The following is a 16825-nucleotide window of genomic DNA, read 5'->3' as shown; positions in this document are numbered from 1 at the left end:
GCCCCAAGCTCCTACTCCCCCGTCGTCGTCGCCCATGCCGCCTGCTGAAGCGCATGCGCTGCGCCAGGTGGCGTCAGAGTCGGCTCCTGCGCCGTCGTCGTCGGAAACTGAGCCGCAAGCCGAACCCGCGCCGCCCGACGACTTCAGCAGTTGGGAGGCGTTGGTGCGCACCACGCGCCATCACAACAAAGCGCTGGGGGAAAAGCTCAAAGCTCAGGTGGCGTGTCTGCGCTTTGCCGGCGGCGCGGGGGAGGGTGATCCGCTGCAGTTGGAGCTGGCGCTCACCAGCAATGTGGGCGGCTCGCCCAGCGCCTTGCGTGAGAAGCTGGCGCACTTTCTCCTTTCCTGCGGCGTGGAGGGCGCAACGGTCAAAGTGATGGGGCCGGATGAGGCGCCGCAACAGAGCGGCGGCGCGCCGGAGTCCCTGGCCCAGCAGGAGCGGCGCGAACGTCAGGAGCATCTGGACGTGTTGCGCGATCAAGCGGAGCAGGATCCGCTGATCACGCAGTTGCGCCAACGCTTCGCCGCGCGCATCGCGCGGGTGGAGCCCATCGAATAATTCCGTGCGCGGCGCTGTTTATCCCGCGCAAGACTGATCAACCAAAGAGAGAATCGACGTGAAGAATATCGGCAATATGCTTAAGCAAGCGCAGATGATGCAGGCGAAAATGGCCAAGGTCCAAGAGGAGCTGGCGGTGACCACCGTGGAGGGGCAGGCGGGCGCCGGTCTGGTGACCGTGGTGATGAATGGCAAGAATCTGCTGGAGAAGGTGACCATCGATCCCAAACTGGCCGATCCCGAGGATATGGAAATGCTGGAGGATCTGGTCACCGCCGCGGTCAACGACGCCCAGGCGCGCATGCAACAGATCTCCCAGGACAAGCTCTCGGCGGTGACCGGCGGCTTGAACATCCCCGGCATGAAGATGCCGTTCTGATCCCATGAGCGGCGGCTTGCCTTCGGTGGAGGCGGCGGTGGCGCTGCTCACCCGTCTGCCCGGCGTTGGGCGCAAAAGCGCCCAACGCATGGTGGCGCATCTGCTGCGCGAGGGGCCACAGGGCATCGCCCAGTTGAGCGCGGCGCTCACCACCATGCAGGAGCGCGTGCGCGCCTGCTCGCGCTGTTTTAATCTGGCCGAAGCGGAACTCTGTTGGATCTGTGCGGATCCCAAACGACAGAGCGCGCAGCTGTGCGTGGTGGAGGAGGCCAGCGATCTGATGGCCATGGAGCGCGCAGGCTCCTTCCGCGGCGTCTACCATGTGTTGGGCGGCGCGCTCAGCCCTATCGACGGCGTCGGCCCGGAGGATCTCAATCTGGGCGCGCTGCTTGAGCGCATGCGCAGCGAATCCATCGAAGAGGTGATCATCGCCACCAACCCCACCGTCAGCGGCGAAGCCACGGCGCACTACCTCACCGCCATGTTGCACGGCTTGCAGGGGGTGGATGTGACCGTGTCGCGTCTGGCCTACGGCATGCCCATGGGCGGCGAGTTGGAGTATCTGGACGAATCCACCCTGTATCAGGCGTTGGCGGGACGACGTCCTCTATGATGAATCCGTGACGAAATAGCGACGCGATTTTTCGGGCGTTTCGTCGACGAATTCCTGCTGCACAAGGCGAGCGAATTGGGCTATAGTTTTAACTTCAAACCGGTAGTGCTATAAAATATTTTATATCCCGACGCTCTGTGCTTTTAACGGAGAATCAGGAAGTTGGCGTTAAGTTCCAGCCCCGTTGACCACTGAAGGGAAAAAAATCAGGTGCGCTCGGCCGTGCAATGGGCTAACGTTCGGCGCATAAAGTGAAAGAACTACCGAGAAGTATTCCCGTATTCACGCTGGCGCATTCGCGCCATGGCGCGCGCAAGGGCGTACGCAGTTTTCCAAGCATGGAGTGTTCTTGGCATGGCAACCTTGAAAGCGGAAGATCAGCAGGCCTTTCCTTACCCTGGCATCCCCGGCACCGGCGACGGTTCCGACGCCATTTCGTATGTGGAAACTCGCGCCACCGACGGCGCGGCGGCCTATCCCATCACCTCCTCCACCATCATGGGTCAGCACTATCAGGTCGCTGTCGCCAATGGTTTCAAGAACGTCTGGGGCACCACCCTGGCGTGGATGGAGTTGGAGTCCGAGCACTCTTCGGCTTCGGCCTGCGAAGGCTTTGCGCTGGCGGGCGGCCGGGTGGCCAACTTCACCTCCGGTCAGGGCTTGATCCTGATGAAAGAGGTGCTCTACACCATCGCTGGCAAGCGTCTGCCCCACGTGCTGAACATCGCCGCGCGCGCGCTGACCCACCAGGGTCTGAACGTGCACGCCGGTCATGACGACGTCATGGGCGTGGCCGATGTGCCCTGGGGCATCCTGTTCGCCCACAGTGTGCAGGCCAGCGCCGACCTGTGCTTGATTGCGCACCGCGCCGCCGAGGACAGCCATACGCCGTTCATGAACGTGCAGGATGGCTTCCTGATCAGCCACACCATCGAGAACCTGAACTTCCCCGAGGACGACCTGGTTCGCGAATATCTGGGCGACCCCCGTGATAAGATTCGCAACTTGTTCGACCCCGAAGCGCCGCTGCAAACCGGCGTGGTGCAGAACCAGGACGCCTACATGCAGGGCAAAATCGCCCAGCGTTACGTGTATCAGGATCTGCCCGAGAAGATCGAAAACGCCATGGCGGAGTTCTACCGCCTGACCGGTCGCAAATACGATCTGATCGAAGAAGTGATGATGGATGACGCCGAGTACGCCATCATCGCCATGGGCACCACCGCCGAGACCTGCATGTCCGCCATTGGCAAGATCCGCGAAGCGGGCATCAAAGTGGGCGTGATCAACGTCACCTGCTTCCGTCCGTTCCCGTCCAAGCAGATCGTGCGCGCCCTCAAGAACGTCAAGGCGATCTCGGTGATCGAGCGCTGCGACTGCCCCACCATGGTGGACAACCCGCTGACCACCGACATCGAGGCCTCTCTGGCCAAAGCGATGATGGGCCTCGAGGGCTTCGAAACCATCGAAAAGATGCCTTTCGTGCACAGCGGCTCCGCCGGCCTGGGCTCCCGCGACGTCACCCCCGGCCACATCATGGCCGTGGCCACCAACATGACCAAGGGCAACGCCGGTAAGCGTTACTTCTCCCTGGGCATCGACCACGACACCGCCCTGGCCCCCGAAGAGGAGCCGGATGTGCGTCCCGAGGGCTCCTTCTCGGTGCGCGCCCACTCCGTTGGCGGCTTCGGCTCGGTGACCACCAACAAGGTCATCGCCACCATGCTGGGCGACATCTTCGGCTTCAAAGTGCAAGCCGCGCCCAAGTATGGTTCGGAGAAAAAAGGTCTGCCCACCAACACCTATCTGACGGTGACCCCCACCGGCAAGATCCTCACCCACTGCGAACTGCAGCAGGTGGACTTCGTGCCGTTGATGGACCCGACCACCTGGTTCATGGGCAACCCGCTGGTGGGTCTGCAGGATGGCGGCATCGTCTTCCAGCACACCGACGAGCCCGATCCGCAGGCGCTGTGGGACTCGCTGCCGCCTTACGCCAAGTACTACATGCAGGCCAACAAGGTGAAGTTCTTCGGCGTGGACACCATCGACATCGCCCGCGAATCGTGCAAATCCGACGACTCGCTGATCCAGCGCTTCCAAGGCGTGGTGCTGCTGGGCGTGTTCCTGCGCATCACTCCGTTCCAGAAGAACGCCAACATGTCTTCCGAGGACCTGTTCGTGGAAGTGCGCAAGCCGCTGGATAAATACTTCGGCAAGCGCGGTCAGCAGGTGGTGGACGACAACCTCGACGCGGTGAAGCGCGGCTATGACCGGGTCATGGAAGTGACCCAGGAGATCATGGACGCCACCCCTGCCGAAGTGCTGGCTCAGGGCAAGGAGGAGTGGGACGCCAAAGGTAAGGACGTCAACGCGTTCTTCATCTAAGGGTCCTTTCCCCCAACGAGACGAGCAACAGGCCCTGCGCCTGATGGAGAGATAACTGATGAGCGAGCAAGTTAAGATCTATTCGGAAAAGACGCCGCAATGGTACGACATTGATCGCGCCAAAGAGGTGATGAACGCCTATAACACCGGCGCTGGCTCCGGTCAGCCCGCCGACAAGTTTGTCGCCCACTCCGCCGTGCCCGCCGGCACCGGCTCCTACCGCGACTTCTCCTACATCGCCCCGGATCTGCCGGAGCTGATCGCCGAGAACTGCGTGGCCTGCATGGAGTGCGTGCAGAACTGTCCCGACTCGGCCATCTGGGGCCGCGTCTCCAAGCCGGAAGACCTCGAAGCCTATCTGGCCAATGTGCCCGAAGCGGGCGAGCGCGATCTGCTCAAAGCCCAATTCGTCCAGACCACCAAGTTCTGGAAGACCTACGAGAAGAAAAAAGAGAAGGACGCCAACGCTCCCGGCGGCGCCCTGTTCGGCATCTTCATCGACCCCACCAAGTGTAAAGGGTGCGGCGAGTGCGTGGTGGCCTGCGGCGATCACGACGCCCTGAAGATGATCAAGAAGACCAAGGACAATCTGCCCAACTACTTCTCCATCTGGGACTTCTACAAGAATGGCCCGGAGACCCCCAATGAGTACGTCAACCCGAAACTCAAGGTTGACATCATGCTCAAGGACGACGCCAACCAGTACGTGGGCGGCGCCGGTTCCTGCATGGGTTGCGGCGAAGCTTCGGTGATTCGTCAGCTGCTGGCCATGACCCACGAGAAGGTGGGCCACAAGTATGGCATCACCGCCGCCACCGGCTGCAACACCGTGTATGGCTCCACCTATCCCTACAACCCGTTCCGCGTGCCCTGGATGAACTCGCTGTTCGAGAACGCGCCGACCGTGGCCATGGGCGTGCGCGCCCACTGGGATCAGATCGGCAAGAAGGACCACGTGCTGTGGGCCTTCGGCGGCGACGGCGCCATGCTGGACATCGGCTTCCAGGCCCTGTCGCGCATGCTCACCTCGGGCATGAACATCAAGGCTCTGGTGCTCGACACCCAGGTCTACTCCAACACCGGCGGTCAGACCTCCACCGGCACCTTCATCGGCCAGAACGCCAAGATGTCGGTGCATGGTAAAGCGGTGAAGGGTAAGTGGGAGCGGCGTAAGGAGATCGCCAACATCGCCATGATGCACCCCAACGTCTATGTGGCCCAGACCATCGGCCCCATGACCAGCCACTTCTATAAGTGCATCGAGCGCGCCATCGAGTTCGATGGTCCGGCGCTGATCAACGTCTACACCACCTGTCAGCCGGAACACCAAGTGGCCGACGACCTCTCCTACACCCAGGCGATCCTGGCCATGGAGAGCCGCGCCTTCCCGATCTTCACCTACGATCCGGAAGCGGGCGACACCATCGCCGAGCGCATGTCCCTGCAGGGCAACCCCTCGGTGAAGCGCGACTGGCACCACAAGAAGACCAAAGAGGGCGAGGAGATCGTGGACTTCCTCACCTTCGCCCGCACCGAAGGTCGCTTCATGAAGCACTTCGATAAGAACGGCGACCCCTCCGACGTGCTGCTGGAGTCCATGCACGACCGCCTGCTCAACTGGCGTCTGCTGCAGGATCTGGCGGGCGTCACCAATGAGGATTGGGAAGCCGAGAAGGCCGCCAAGAAGGCGAAAAAATAAACGAAAATCCTCGGGTTTTCGGGAACTCGCAGGGTTTGGAAAGAGTCTGCGAGAGTAGATTGAAAACGCCACGCCGTGAAAACGGCGTGGCGTTTTTTTCTCCGATAACGCGCGCGCTGGCCTTGTGTCGGCGGAAGGTAAGACCGCTGATCGCTGCGTGCTGAGAAGAGCTCTGTCAGGAGGAGCATCATGTCGCAATCATTGGTGAATATGATTCAAGAGACGCTGGAAACCCCGCGTGAATTGACCGCTAAGCAGGCGGTGGCGCTGTGTACTGAGATGGAAGTGGACGACCCGTTGGAAGGACTCCGCGCCGAGCGCATGGCGGAGTTGGAGGAGTGGCAGGCGGAACTGTTGATTTCGCCTCTGTTCACTCCGCATCTGGAGGAGCGCGCCCAGTGTGAGGCGGTGTTGCCGCCGGAAGGGGCCTCAGATGAGTTGCTGGCGAAAATCCCCGGCCTGCTGATGGAGACGGGCGTGCGCACCCCCATCCACTATGGTCAGGAGCATATTCGCGTGGCGCCCACAGAGTCGGCGTTGGAGCGCTATGTGCGCCTGCTGAATATCAACCACAGCGTGCCCGCCACGGTAGCGGAGCGGATTGGCGCCCTGATGCCGGAATCGGCGCGGCTGCAGGGGATGGCCTTGGCGCGGTGTCGCGTGTGGGTGACGCCGACGGCCGCGCAGCTATTGGAGACGCTGACCAGCGCCATGGTGGCCCATGGCTCGTTGCGGGTGGAGAAGCTGGCTTTTCTGGCGGATTTTGTGCGCAGCAATCGCCCCAAAAGCGCCGATGAGCTCGTCGATCAGCTGAAGAATCTGGTCGAATCTTATAAAACAGACGCCGAACATCCGGTCTTCAGTCAAGATTTAGAGTCGGGGCAAACCGTTAATATTCGGTCGAAATATTGTGGGGATGAGGTCAAGGCGCAGCGCTTGGCCATGGCCCATGAGGTGATGAGCGACCTTAACAGCAATGGGTAATATATAAATTTGACATATCGGGTATAAGTCAGGTATATAATGCTGCATTCCGGGTGATTGCACAGCATCAATGTCGTCAACAAACCAGAGTCGCCAGTTGCGCGACTGACCCGTTAAGACGACGGTTTACGCGGCCAAAAGGGTGAATTATCACCTTGCGAAATAGAGGGTATCGTGTCATCCTCCTGGCCTGCGTTAGAAAGTGCTAATGTTTACGCCGCCCACGGCGCCCGGAGTTGACTGCGCGTTTCGTCAGGTCGGGCTCACCCCCACGAGCCGACCGGCGAAACGGGCGCAAAACGACAGCCCGTTATGGGATAGCGATCAGCGAAAACAGCGGAGAGAGCATTATGTCGGATCAGAACCAACCGGATATCATCTATACCAAAGTCGATGAGGCCCCTGAACTGGCCAGCGGCTCGTTCCTGCCTATTATCCAAGCGTTCGCCAAACAAGCTGGCATTGCCGTTGGCACCAAGGATATCTCTCTGGCCGGGCGCATCATCGCCACCTTCCCGGAGAATCTGACCGACGCGCAGAAGCAAAATGACGATCTGGCGCTGCTGGGTGAATTGGTGAAGACCCCTGAAGCCAACGTGATCAAGCTGCCCAACGTCAGCGCCTCGATCCCGCAGTTGGTGGCGGCTGTCAAAGAGCTGCAGGCTCAAGGCTATGATCTGCCTGACTACCCCGAAGCTCCGGCCAACGCCAAGGAAGAAGAGATCAAAGCCCGCTACGACGCCATCAAAGGCTCGGCGGTGAACCCGGTGCTGCGCGAGGGTAACTCCGATCGTCGTCCGCCGCCGGCGGTGAAGGCCTATGCGGCCAAGAACCCCCACAGCATGGGCGAGTGGAAATCCACCTCCCAGTGCGATGTGGCCACCATGTCCGCCGATGACTTCCACCACAATGAGAAGTCCATCACCATCCCCGCCGCCACCTCCGCGCGTATCGAGTTTGTCGACGCTGCAGGCAACGTCACGGCCCTGAAGTCTGGCCTGAAGCTCTTGGCTGGTGAAGTGGTGGATGGCACCTTCATGAGCGTGAAGGCGCTGCGCAAGTTCCTGGCCGAGCAGATCGAAGCGGTCAAGGGCATGGACGCGCTGTTCTCGCTGCACATGAAAGCCACCATGATGAAGGTCTCCGACCCCATCATCTTCGGCCATGCGGTGAGCGTGTTCTTTGCTGACGTCTACGACAAGCACGCCGACACTCTGAAAGAGTTGGGCGTGGACCCCAACAACGGCCTTGGCGACCTGAAGAACAAGATCGCCGGTCTGCCCGCCGACAAAAAAGCTGAGATCGAAGCCGATCTGGTTGCGTGTCTGGAGAAGCAGCCGGATCTGTACATGGTCAACTCCGATAAGGGCATCACCAACCTGGATGTGCCTTCCGACGTGATCATCGACGCCTCCATGCCGGCGGTGATCCGCGCCGGCGGCATCGGTTGGGGCCCCGACGGCAAGGCGCGCGACGCCTACTGCGTGATTCCCGACTCCTCCTATGCCGGCGTCTACAAGGCCACCGTGGATTTCTGTAAGAAGAACGGCGCGTTCGATCCCCGCACCATGGGCAGCGTGCCCAACGTGGGTCTGATGGCGCAGAAGGCCGAAGAGTACGGCTCCCACGACAAGACCTTCACCGCTCCGAGTGAAGGGACCATGCGCGTGGTGGACGAGAACAGCGGCGCGACCCTGATCGAGCATGCGGTGGAAACCGGCGACATCTGGCGCGCCTGTCAGGTGAAGGACGCCCCCATTCAGGACTGGGTGAAACTGGCTGTGAACCGCGCCCGTCTCTCCGGCGACCCGGCTGTGTTCTGGCTCTCCAAGGATCGCGCCCACCACGCCGAGCTGATCAAAAAGGTGGAAACCTACCTGAAGGATCACGACACCAACGGTCTGGACATCCGCATCATGGGTCCGGTGGAGGCCACCGAGTTCTCCCTGGCGCGCATGAAAGAGGGTAAGAACACCATCTCCGTGACCGGCAACGTGCTGCGTGACTACAACACCGACCTGTTCCCGATCTTGGAGCTGGGCACCAGCGCCAAGATGCTCTCCATCGTGCCGTTGATGAATGGCGGCGGTCTGTTCGAGACCGGCGCGGGCGGTTCGGCGCCCAAGCACGTGCAGCAGTTCAACGAAGAGGGTCACCTGCGTTGGGACTCCCTGGGCGAATTCGCCGCCCTGGCCGCCTCTCTGGAGCACTTGGCCATCACCCGCGACAACCCCAAGGCCAAAGTCCTGGGCGCGGCTCTGGATGTGGCCACCGGCCAACTGCTGGACAACAACAAATCGCCGCAGCGTAAAGTGGGCCAGATCGACAACCGTGGCAGCCACTACTACATCGCCCGCTACTGGGCGCGCGCTCTGGCCGAGCAGAACGACGATGCGGAGATGAAAGCCTACTTCGCGCCCATCGCCGATCAGCTGGAAGCTAACGAAGAGAAGATTATGGCGGAGATTGACGCCACCCAGGGCAAGCCCCAGGATGTGGGCGGTTACTACCATCCCGACCCTGCCAAAGTCGCTGTGGCCATGCGCCCCAGCGCCACCTTCAACGCGATTCTGTAATCTCGCGTCCGCAACGCGCGCCGAGGCCGAATTGCCCGGCCTCGGCGCGCGCCATTCTTTCTGCTCGCATTCTTTGCTAGATTACCTGTATTGCGCATTACGCGCGGCATCCGCCCTTGCGGTCGATTTTCGCCGCATCCGCCCGATGAGGTGATGGATGAACGTCAGTTCCACCGAAGACCGGATCGTCATCTACTACGAAGAAGCCCCTTATGAAGTGCCCGCTGGGCGCACCATCATTGCGGCGCTGGAGGAGGCGGGCATTCGCTTCGTGCGCGGCGTGGGGTGCCGAGGCGGCGTCTGCGGCGCCTGCGCGGCGTTCTATCGCATCCCCGGCGATAAGGAGCTCAAAGCCGTACTGATGTGTCAGCAGGAGGTGGTCCCCGATATGCGGGTGATGCCGCTGACCACCTTCCCGCAAAATGTGGTGGATTATGACCTCACGCTGGACGCCGATGAGACGCCCGCGTTTAAAGTGGTCAATCTCTACCCGGAAGTGAACCACTGCATCATGTGCCGCGAGTGTACCCGTCTGTGTCCGGTGGGCATCGACGTGATGGGCTACGTGGGCATGATCAAGCGTGGCGACCTGAAAGCCGCCGCCGAAGAGTCCTTCACCTGCGTGCAGTGTCAGGCCTGCGCCAGCCGCTGCCCGGCGCAGATTTCGCAGCCCAACGCCGCGCTGGCTGCGCGGCGCTACTACGCCAAACACATTCAAGCCAAATCTGACGATCTGGTTCGCGCCGTGGAGCGCGCCCATAGCAATGAGATGCGCAAGGGCTTCCAATCCCTGCGTCGGTTGGACGCCGACGAGTTGCGCACCCTGTACCAACGGCGTGAAAAAGAGCCCGCCGATACGCCCCCCGGCGTCTGGTTGCCGGAGGATCGGAGCATGATTCCGTGATGATGCGTCCTTTCAGTTTCAACCCCTCTTTCAGCGCGGAATCTTCTTATGCCTGAGAGCCACCTGAGCATTTTTCCCCGTGCGCTGCGCGAATCGGCGCGCTTGGTGGATCAGACCCGCAATGATCGCGCCGCGCGTATTCACCGGGGCGATGAGATCCCGACACTGTCGCTGTCCGACCGTCGCGCGTGGTTGGAGGATTGGCATCCGGACTATCGCGACGATGGCAAAGAGGCGTTGCAGGTCGGCCGCTCCCAAGGGATGATGGCGCCCAAAGAGCTGGTGCGTCTGCTGCAGGCGTGGCCGCGCGAGTCGGTGCGTAAGCTCTACGCCAGGGGCAATCTGGAGCCCGATTATAGTTGCGACGTGCTGGTGATCGGCGCGGGCGGCGCGGGCGCGGCGGCGGCTATTGCGGCGGCGGAGAAGGGGGCGAAGGTGATGATCGCCACCAAACTACGCCATAGCGACTCCAATACGGTGATGGCCGAAGGCGGTATTCAAGCCGCCAGCCAGGAGTGCGACTCGCCCCTGCAGCACTATCTGGATATCCTCGGCGGCGGCCACTTCAGCAACGACCCCGATCTGGTGGAAGCCCTCACCAGTGATGGTCCGTTGGCGCTGGCCTGGCTCGAAGAGCTGGGCATGATGTTGGACAAATATCCCACCGGGCGGCTCAAGACGCGTCACGGCGGCGGCACCTCACGCAAGCGACTGCACTCGGCGGGCGACATCACCGGTCTGGAGTTGATGCGGGTGGTGTGGGATCGCGTGCGCGTGGAAAAGAACGTGCAGTTGCTGGAGTTCTGCCCGGCGGTCGAGTTGCTGGTGGACGAGGATGGCCGCGCCATGGGCGCGGTGGTGGAGCGTCTGATCCACAAAGACGTCAAGGTGATCCAGGCCAACAGTGTGGTGATCGCCACCGGTGGTTTTGGCCGTCTGCACATTCAGGATTTCCCCACCTCCAACCACTACGGCGCCACCGCCGATGGTCTGGTGATGGCCTATCGCGCCGGGTTGCCGATCCGCGATCTGGCGCACAATCAGTATCACCCCACCGGCATCGCCTGGCCGGAACAGAAGAAGGGGCTGCTGATTACCGAGAAGTTCCGCGGCATGGGGGCGCAACTGCTCAACCGTCACGGCGACGCCTTCGTCAATCCGCTGGAGCCGCGCGACGTCACTTCGGCGGCGATCATTCGCGAGTGCCTGGAGTTCGGCAACGGCGTGGAGTTGCCCGCAGGCGGATTTGGCGTGTGGCTGGATACGCCGCTGATTGAGAGAATTCACGGCATCGGCGCCGTTAAAAAGAACTTCCCCGGTAAATATAAAGAGTTTCTCCACCACGGCATCGACATCAGCGTGACCCCGTTGCTGGCCTATCCGACCCTGCATTATCAAAATGGCGGGGTCAATATCACGCCCCAGGGCGGGGTGAATATGCCGGGATTGTACGCTTGTGGCGAAGTCACCGGCGGAGTTCATGGCAACAACCGTTTAATGGGCAATGCGCTGCTGGAGATTATCGTGTTCGGACTGCGCGCCGGCGTGGCCGCGGCGGAGTTCTCCCAGCGCATGGGTCCGGGCGCGGCGCTCAAGCTGGATCATCTGGAGCCATTCCTCATCGAACTGGCGCAAGCCAAAATTCCCGAGACGCAAGTTGCGCCCATGTTGCTGCCGCGCTATGGAACCACATTGCCGATTTAATTCAGTTTACTTTATGTGTGCATGAGAGAGTGTTATTACAGTTTGATCTGGTCGGATTTATATGTGCATAATCCACCGTTATTACAGAGTCGTTGCGAATAATGAAATATAAATAGTCCTTGTGGAGCATCATAATTGTTTTTTATATTAGCCATCACTGAGAGAGTAATTGGTATGCGCGAAGACGCGCTAAACGCCTGAAAAACCGCGTCGTTTAAGCATCAATAGCGCATTTTTCAACTGCAGTAGGCGGGAGACGTCATGAACATACATGAGTATCAAGCCAAGGAGATCGTCGCCAAATACGGCGTGACCGTGCCCCGTGGACGCGTGGCCTACACGCCGGTGGAAGCAGAAAGCGCGGCGAAGGAGTTGGGTGGCGATGTCTTCGTGGTGAAAGCTCAAATTCACGCTGGAGGCCGCGGCAAAGCGGGCGGCGTGAAGGTGGTGAAGAGCACGGCGGACGTGAAGACCGAAGCCGAACGCATGTTGGGCATGACGTTGGTGACGCACCAAACCGGCCCCGCCGGTAAAGAGGTTAAGCGCCTGTATGTGGAAGAGGGGTGTGACATCGCCCGAGAACTCTATCTGGGCATGGTGATCGACCGTGAAACCTCCCGCGTGACCATGATGGCCTCCACTGAGGGCGGCATGGAGATCGAACAGGTGGCCGCAGAGAGCCCCGAAAAGATTCTGCTGGAAGCCATCGATCCGGCGGTGGGGATGATGCCCTACCAAGCGCGTAATCTGGCCTTTGGTCTGGGTCTGGAAGGCAAGCAGATCGGCAAGGCGGTGAAGTTCATGATCGCGCTGTACAACGCCTTCATGGATACCGACGCCTCTCTGGTGGAGATCAACCCGTTGGTGGTGACCGGCTCCGGCGACGTCATGGCGCTGGACTGCAAGATGAACTTCGACTCTAATAGCCTCTATCGCCATAAGGACATCGAAGAGCTGCGCGACTTCGATGAAGAGGATCCCAAGGAGATCGAAGCCTCCAAGCATGAACTCAACTACATCGCGCTGGATGGCGAGATCGGCTGCATGGTCAACGGCGCCGGTTTGGCTATGGCCACCATGGACATCATCAAGCTCTATGGCGGCAGCCCGGCCAACTTCCTGGACGTGGGGGGCGGCGCCACCACCGAGCGCGTCACCGCCGCGTTTAAACTGATTCTCTCCGACCCCAACGTCAAAGGCGTTTTGGTCAACATCTTCGGCGGCATCATGCGTTGTGACGTCATTGCTGAAGGGGTGGTGGCCGCAGCCCGCGAAGTGGAGCTGAAAGTGCCCTTGGTGGTGCGTTTGGAAGGCACCAACGTGGAGAAGGGCAAGCAGATCATGGCCGATTCGGGTCTGCCCATCATCTCCGCCGACAACCTCAACGACGCCGCTGAAAAAGCGGTGGCGGCGATTCAGTAAGGGAGGCCAGGAGAGACGCCATGAGCATTCTGATCGACAAAGAGACCAAAGTGATCTGCCAGGGCTTCACCGGCGCCAATGGCACCTTCCACTCCGAGCAGGCCATCGCCTACGGCACCAAAATGGTGGGCGGCGTGACCCCCGGTAAGGGCGGATCCACCCATCTGGGGCTGCCGGTGTTCAACACCGTGGCCGACGCCTACAAGGAGACCGAGGCTGATGCTTCGGTGATCTTCGTGCCGCCGCCGTTCGCCGCCGACGCCATCATTGAAGCGGCCGACGCGGGCGTCAAGCTGATCATCTGCATCACCGAGGGCATCCCGGTGCTGGACATGGTGCGCGCCAAGCGCTTCCTGCAGGATAGCGAATCGCGACTGGTGGGCCCCAACTGCCCCGGCGTGATCACCCCCGATGCTTGCAAAATCGGCATCATGCCTGGCCACATCCACAAGCGCGGCAGCATTGGCGTGGTGTCGCGTTCGGGCACCCTGACCTATGAAGCGGTGGCGCAGACCACGGCGGCGGGTCTGGGTCAGTCCACTTGCGTGGGCATCGGCGGCGACCCGGTCAATGGCACCAACTTCATCGATTGTCTGGAGCTGTTCAACGCCGACGATGAGACCGAAGCAGTGGTGATGATCGGCGAGATCGGCGGCAACGCCGAAGAGGACGCCGCGGCTTGGATCAAAGCCAATATGAAAAAGCCCGTGGTCGGCTTCATCGCCGGCTCCACCGCGCCTCCGGGCAAGCGGATGGGCCATGCCGGGGCTATCATCTCCGGCGGCAAGGGCACCGCCGCCGACAAGTTCGCCGCGCTGGAGGCGGCGGGCGTTCACATCGCCAAGTCCCCTGCGGACATCGGCGGTACCATGCTCAAGGCCTTGGGCCGAGGCTAATTGACCGGCCGAGGCGGCCAACGCCGCTCCAGGCCATCAGACCGCTCATTTGCAAAGACGACGAAAGCGCATTGCAAGACGGTTTTCTTGAAGGGGATTTCCATGGAGAAAAAAGATCTGGTCATTCGTATCGCGGGTGAGGGTGGTGAAGGCATCATCTCCACCGGCGACTTTATCGCAGCGGCTTGCGCTCGCGCCGGTTTGGAAGTGTATACCTTCAAAACCTTCCCCGCGGAGATCAAGGGCGGCTACGCCATGTATCAGGTGCGCGCCAGCTCTGAGACGCTGTATAACCAAGGCGATACGTTTGACGTGTTCTGCGCGTTTAACGGCGAAGCCTACGAGCTGAACAAGCATCTGCTCAAGCCCGGCACCGCTTTTGTGTACGACTATCCGGGCGGCGACTTCGAGCCGGAGATCCCGGAAGGGGTGCACGCCTATCCCATCCCCATGTCCAAGACCGCCAAGGGGCTGAAGCAGTATCGCGCCAAGAACATGGTGGCCATGGGCGCCATGTCGGTGCTCTTCAACATCAACGAAGAGACCTTGATCCGCGTGCTCACCGACAAGTTCACCTCCAAAGGCGAAGAGGTGCTGCGCCTGAACCTGGAGGCGTTCGAGTTGGGCAAGAAGATGGCCGCGGAACAGAGCAAAACCGACACCTATCGCGTGGCCGATGCGCAAGAGCCCAAAGACGTCATCATCATCTCCGGCAACGACGCCGTGGGTCTGGGCGCGGTGATCGGCAAGCTGGACTTCTTCTCCGCTTACCCCATCACCCCGGCCACCGAAGTGGCCAAATACGTCTCCACCCACCTGCCCAAGTGCGGCGGCGTGCTGGTGCAGGCCGAGGACGAAATCGCCTCGTTGGCGCAGGTGTTGGGCGCCTCCTATGCCGGTAAGAAATCCATGACCGCGACGTCTGGTCCCGGTTTGGCGCTGATGAGCGAGCTGCTCGGCATGAGCACCATGTCCGAGACCCCCGCTCTGGTGGTGGACGTGCAGCGTGGCGGTCCCTCCACTGGTCTGCCCACCAAGCACGAGCAGTCGGACCTGTTCCTGGCCATTCACGGCGGCCATGGCGACTCCCCGCGCGTGGTGATGTCGGTTGAAGATGTGAAAGACTGCATCGACATGACCGTGGATGCGCTCAACATCGCCGAAGAGTATCAGACCCCCGTGGTGCTGCTCTCCGACGGTTCGCTGGCGTTCTCCACCCAGACCATTCCCCGACCCGATCCGGCCAGCTACACCATTGTCGATCGCCGCAAGTGGGATGGTCAGGGCGAGTTCAAACGCTATCTGTTCACTGACGACAACATCTCGCCCATGGCCGACCCTGGCACTCCGGGCGCGATGCACATCGCCACCGGCCTGGAGCACAGCGAGACTGGCGCGCCCAACTACGGCCCCGTGGCCCACGAAGCCAACCATCGCAAGCGTTTCAACAAAATTGCGCCGTTGGTGGACAAGTACAAGCCCACAGAGATCGATGGCGACCCCGATGAAGAGGCCGATGTCGGCATCATCACCTGGGGCAGCACCATCGGCGTGGCGCGTGAAGCCATTGCGCGCATGCGTGAAGAGGGCATCAAAGTGAAGGGCTTCTACCCGAAACTTTTGTACCCCATGCCGGTCAAGCAATATGAGGATTTCGCCGCCAAGTGTAAGAAGATTCTGGTGCCGGAAGTGAACTTCCAAGGCCAGCTTTCGCACTTCATCCGTGCTGAAACCTCCATCAAACCCATTCCTTATACGATCTGTGGTGGCCTGCCGTTCACCCCCATCATGATGATCGAGAAGACCAAGGAGCTGCTCTAATGTCCGTTGCTGCTTTCAATCAGGTGGAAATGAAGCCCAAGGATTACAAATCCGAGGTGCCGACGACTTGGTGCCCGGGCTGTGGTCACTTCGGCATTCTGAACGGAACCTACAAGGCGTTGTCCGAGCTGGGCGTTGACCCGACCAAATTCGTCAACATCTCCGGCATTGGCTGCTCCTCGCGCATGCCGTACTTCGTCAACTCCTACAAGATGCACACCCTGCACGGCCGCGCCGGCGCAGTGGCCACCGGCACCGCTGTGGCGCGTCCCGATCTGGCTGTGTGCGTCTCCGGCGGCGACGGCGACGGCTTCTCCATCGGCGGCGGTCACATGCCGCACATGGCGCGTAAGAACGTCAACATGACCTACATCCTCATGGATAACGGCATCTACGGTCTGACCAAAGGTCAGTACTCGCCGACTTCGCGTCCGGAGATGAAGGCTTACACCACCCCTTATGGTGGTCCTGAAGAGCCGATGAACCCGCTGCTCTACATGCTGACCTACGGCGCCACCTATGTGGCGCAGGCGTTCGCCGGCAAGCCCAACATCTGCGCCGAACTGATCAAGGGCGCCATGGAGCACAACGGCTTCGCTTACGTGAACATCTTCAGCCAGTGCCCCACCTTCAACAAAATCGACACCATCCAGCACTATCGTGATCTGGTGGAAGAGGTTCCTGAAGGCCACGACGCCAGTGATCTGGGCGCGGCCATGGAGTTGGCGCGTCGTCCCGGCGGCAAAGCGCCCATGGGTCTGCTCTACAAGGCCAACAAACCGACCCTGCGCGAAAACCTGGACAAGATCATTGAGAAAGTGGGCGGCCATGCCGACTACGACATCAATCAGATCATCGCGCGCTCCAAGCCGTAAGCGAG

At 60.8% G+C, this 16825-nt stretch carries 12 protein-coding genes and 1 pseudogene; all 13 read left to right on the top strand.

From position 1 onward, the window contains the following. Nucleotides 1-559, top strand: a pseudogene (locus tag MAIT1_RS21725) (hypothetical protein); the annotation flags it as partial. A 76-nt stretch (nt 560-635) separates the two neighbouring features. After that, nucleotides 636-938, top strand: coding sequence for a YbaB/EbfC family nucleoid-associated protein (locus tag MAIT1_RS00995; RefSeq protein WP_198947762.1), 303 nt, complete (start codon nt 636-638; stop codon nt 936-938). Nucleotides 939-942: 4 nt separating this feature from the next. Then, nucleotides 943-1551, top strand: a complete 609-nt coding sequence (gene recR / locus MAIT1_RS00990) for a recombination mediator RecR (protein WP_085440155.1) — start codon at nt 943-945, stop codon at nt 1549-1551. Between the two features lie 354 nt (nt 1552-1905). Beyond that, entirely contained in the window at nt 1906-3939 is a 2034-nt protein-coding gene (locus MAIT1_RS00985; RefSeq protein ID WP_085440154.1) for a 2-oxoacid:acceptor oxidoreductase family protein, read from the top strand. 58 nt (nt 3940-3997) lie between these two features. After that, on the top strand, nt 3998-5638 hold the full coding sequence (locus tag MAIT1_RS00980) for a thiamine pyrophosphate-dependent enzyme (RefSeq protein ID WP_085440153.1): 1641 nt from the start codon (nt 3998-4000) through the stop codon (nt 5636-5638). Nucleotides 5639-5827: 189 nt separating this feature from the next. Continuing rightward, on the top strand, nt 5828-6622 hold the full coding sequence (locus tag MAIT1_RS00975) for a hypothetical protein (protein WP_085440152.1): 795 nt from the start codon (nt 5828-5830) through the stop codon (nt 6620-6622). 350 nt (nt 6623-6972) lie between these two features. After that, nucleotides 6973-9198, top strand: a complete 2226-nt coding sequence (locus MAIT1_RS00970; protein WP_085440151.1) for an NADP-dependent isocitrate dehydrogenase — start codon at nt 6973-6975, stop codon at nt 9196-9198. A gap of 157 nt (nt 9199-9355) precedes the next feature. Beyond that, nucleotides 9356-10102, top strand: a complete 747-nt coding sequence (locus tag MAIT1_RS00965) for a 4Fe-4S dicluster domain-containing protein (protein WP_085440150.1) — start codon at nt 9356-9358, stop codon at nt 10100-10102. A gap of 48 nt (nt 10103-10150) precedes the next feature. Beyond that, nucleotides 10151-11806, top strand: a complete 1656-nt coding sequence (locus MAIT1_RS00960; protein WP_085440149.1) for an FAD-binding protein — start codon at nt 10151-10153, stop codon at nt 11804-11806. A gap of 261 nt (nt 11807-12067) precedes the next feature. Continuing rightward, nucleotides 12068-13228 carry an ADP-forming succinate--CoA ligase subunit beta gene (gene sucC, locus MAIT1_RS00955; RefSeq protein WP_085440148.1) on the top strand — a complete coding sequence of 387 codons (1161 nt, stop codon included), beginning with the start codon at nt 12068-12070 and terminating at the stop codon, nt 13226-13228. 20 nt (nt 13229-13248) lie between these two features. Further along, entirely contained in the window at nt 13249-14124 is an 876-nt protein-coding gene (gene sucD / locus MAIT1_RS00950; RefSeq protein WP_085440147.1) for a succinate--CoA ligase subunit alpha, read from the top strand. Between the two features lie 102 nt (nt 14125-14226). Continuing rightward, a complete protein-coding gene (locus MAIT1_RS00945; RefSeq protein ID WP_085440146.1) occupies nt 14227-15945 on the top strand; it encodes a 2-oxoacid:acceptor oxidoreductase subunit alpha in 1719 nt (572 codons plus the stop codon). Further along, the gene (locus tag MAIT1_RS00940; protein ID WP_085440145.1) at nt 15945-16820 is read left to right on the top strand and encodes a thiamine pyrophosphate-dependent enzyme; all 876 of its coding nucleotides are present in this window, start codon (nt 15945-15947) and stop codon (nt 16818-16820) included. The genes MAIT1_RS00945 and MAIT1_RS00940 overlap by 1 nt, the downstream gene beginning before the upstream one ends. Nucleotides 16821-16825: the final 5 nt, after the last annotated feature.

The organism is Magnetofaba australis IT-1, assembly GCF_002109495.1.
GTDB lineage: Bacteria > Pseudomonadota > Magnetococcia > Magnetococcales > Magnetococcaceae > Magnetofaba > Magnetofaba australis.
Note: the sequence above shows the minus strand (reverse complement) of the source record. Positions and strands in the feature narration are given on the sequence as shown.

Coding starts and splice junctions, on each gene's coding strand:
- MAIT1_RS00940 (WP_085440145.1), top strand. CDS start 15,945: ATGTCCGTTGCTGCTTTCAATCAGGTGGAAATGAAGCCCAAGGATTAC.
- MAIT1_RS00975 (WP_085440152.1), top strand. CDS start 5,828: ATGTCGCAATCATTGGTGAATATGATTCAAGAGACGCTGGAAACCCCG.
- sucD (WP_085440147.1), top strand. CDS start 13,249: ATGAGCATTCTGATCGACAAAGAGACCAAAGTGATCTGCCAGGGCTTC.
- recR (WP_085440155.1), top strand. CDS start 943: ATGAGCGGCGGCTTGCCTTCGGTGGAGGCGGCGGTGGCGCTGCTCACC.
- MAIT1_RS00995 (WP_198947762.1), top strand. CDS start 636: ATGCTTAAGCAAGCGCAGATGATGCAGGCGAAAATGGCCAAGGTCCAA.
- MAIT1_RS00965 (WP_085440150.1), top strand. CDS start 9,356: ATGAACGTCAGTTCCACCGAAGACCGGATCGTCATCTACTACGAAGAA.
- MAIT1_RS00970 (WP_085440151.1), top strand. CDS start 6,973: ATGTCGGATCAGAACCAACCGGATATCATCTATACCAAAGTCGATGAG.
- MAIT1_RS00985 (WP_085440154.1), top strand. CDS start 1,906: ATGGCAACCTTGAAAGCGGAAGATCAGCAGGCCTTTCCTTACCCTGGC.
- sucC (WP_085440148.1), top strand. CDS start 12,068: ATGAACATACATGAGTATCAAGCCAAGGAGATCGTCGCCAAATACGGC.
- MAIT1_RS00960 (WP_085440149.1), top strand. CDS start 10,151: ATGCCTGAGAGCCACCTGAGCATTTTTCCCCGTGCGCTGCGCGAATCG.
- MAIT1_RS00945 (WP_085440146.1), top strand. CDS start 14,227: ATGGAGAAAAAAGATCTGGTCATTCGTATCGCGGGTGAGGGTGGTGAA.
- MAIT1_RS00980 (WP_085440153.1), top strand. CDS start 3,998: ATGAGCGAGCAAGTTAAGATCTATTCGGAAAAGACGCCGCAATGGTAC.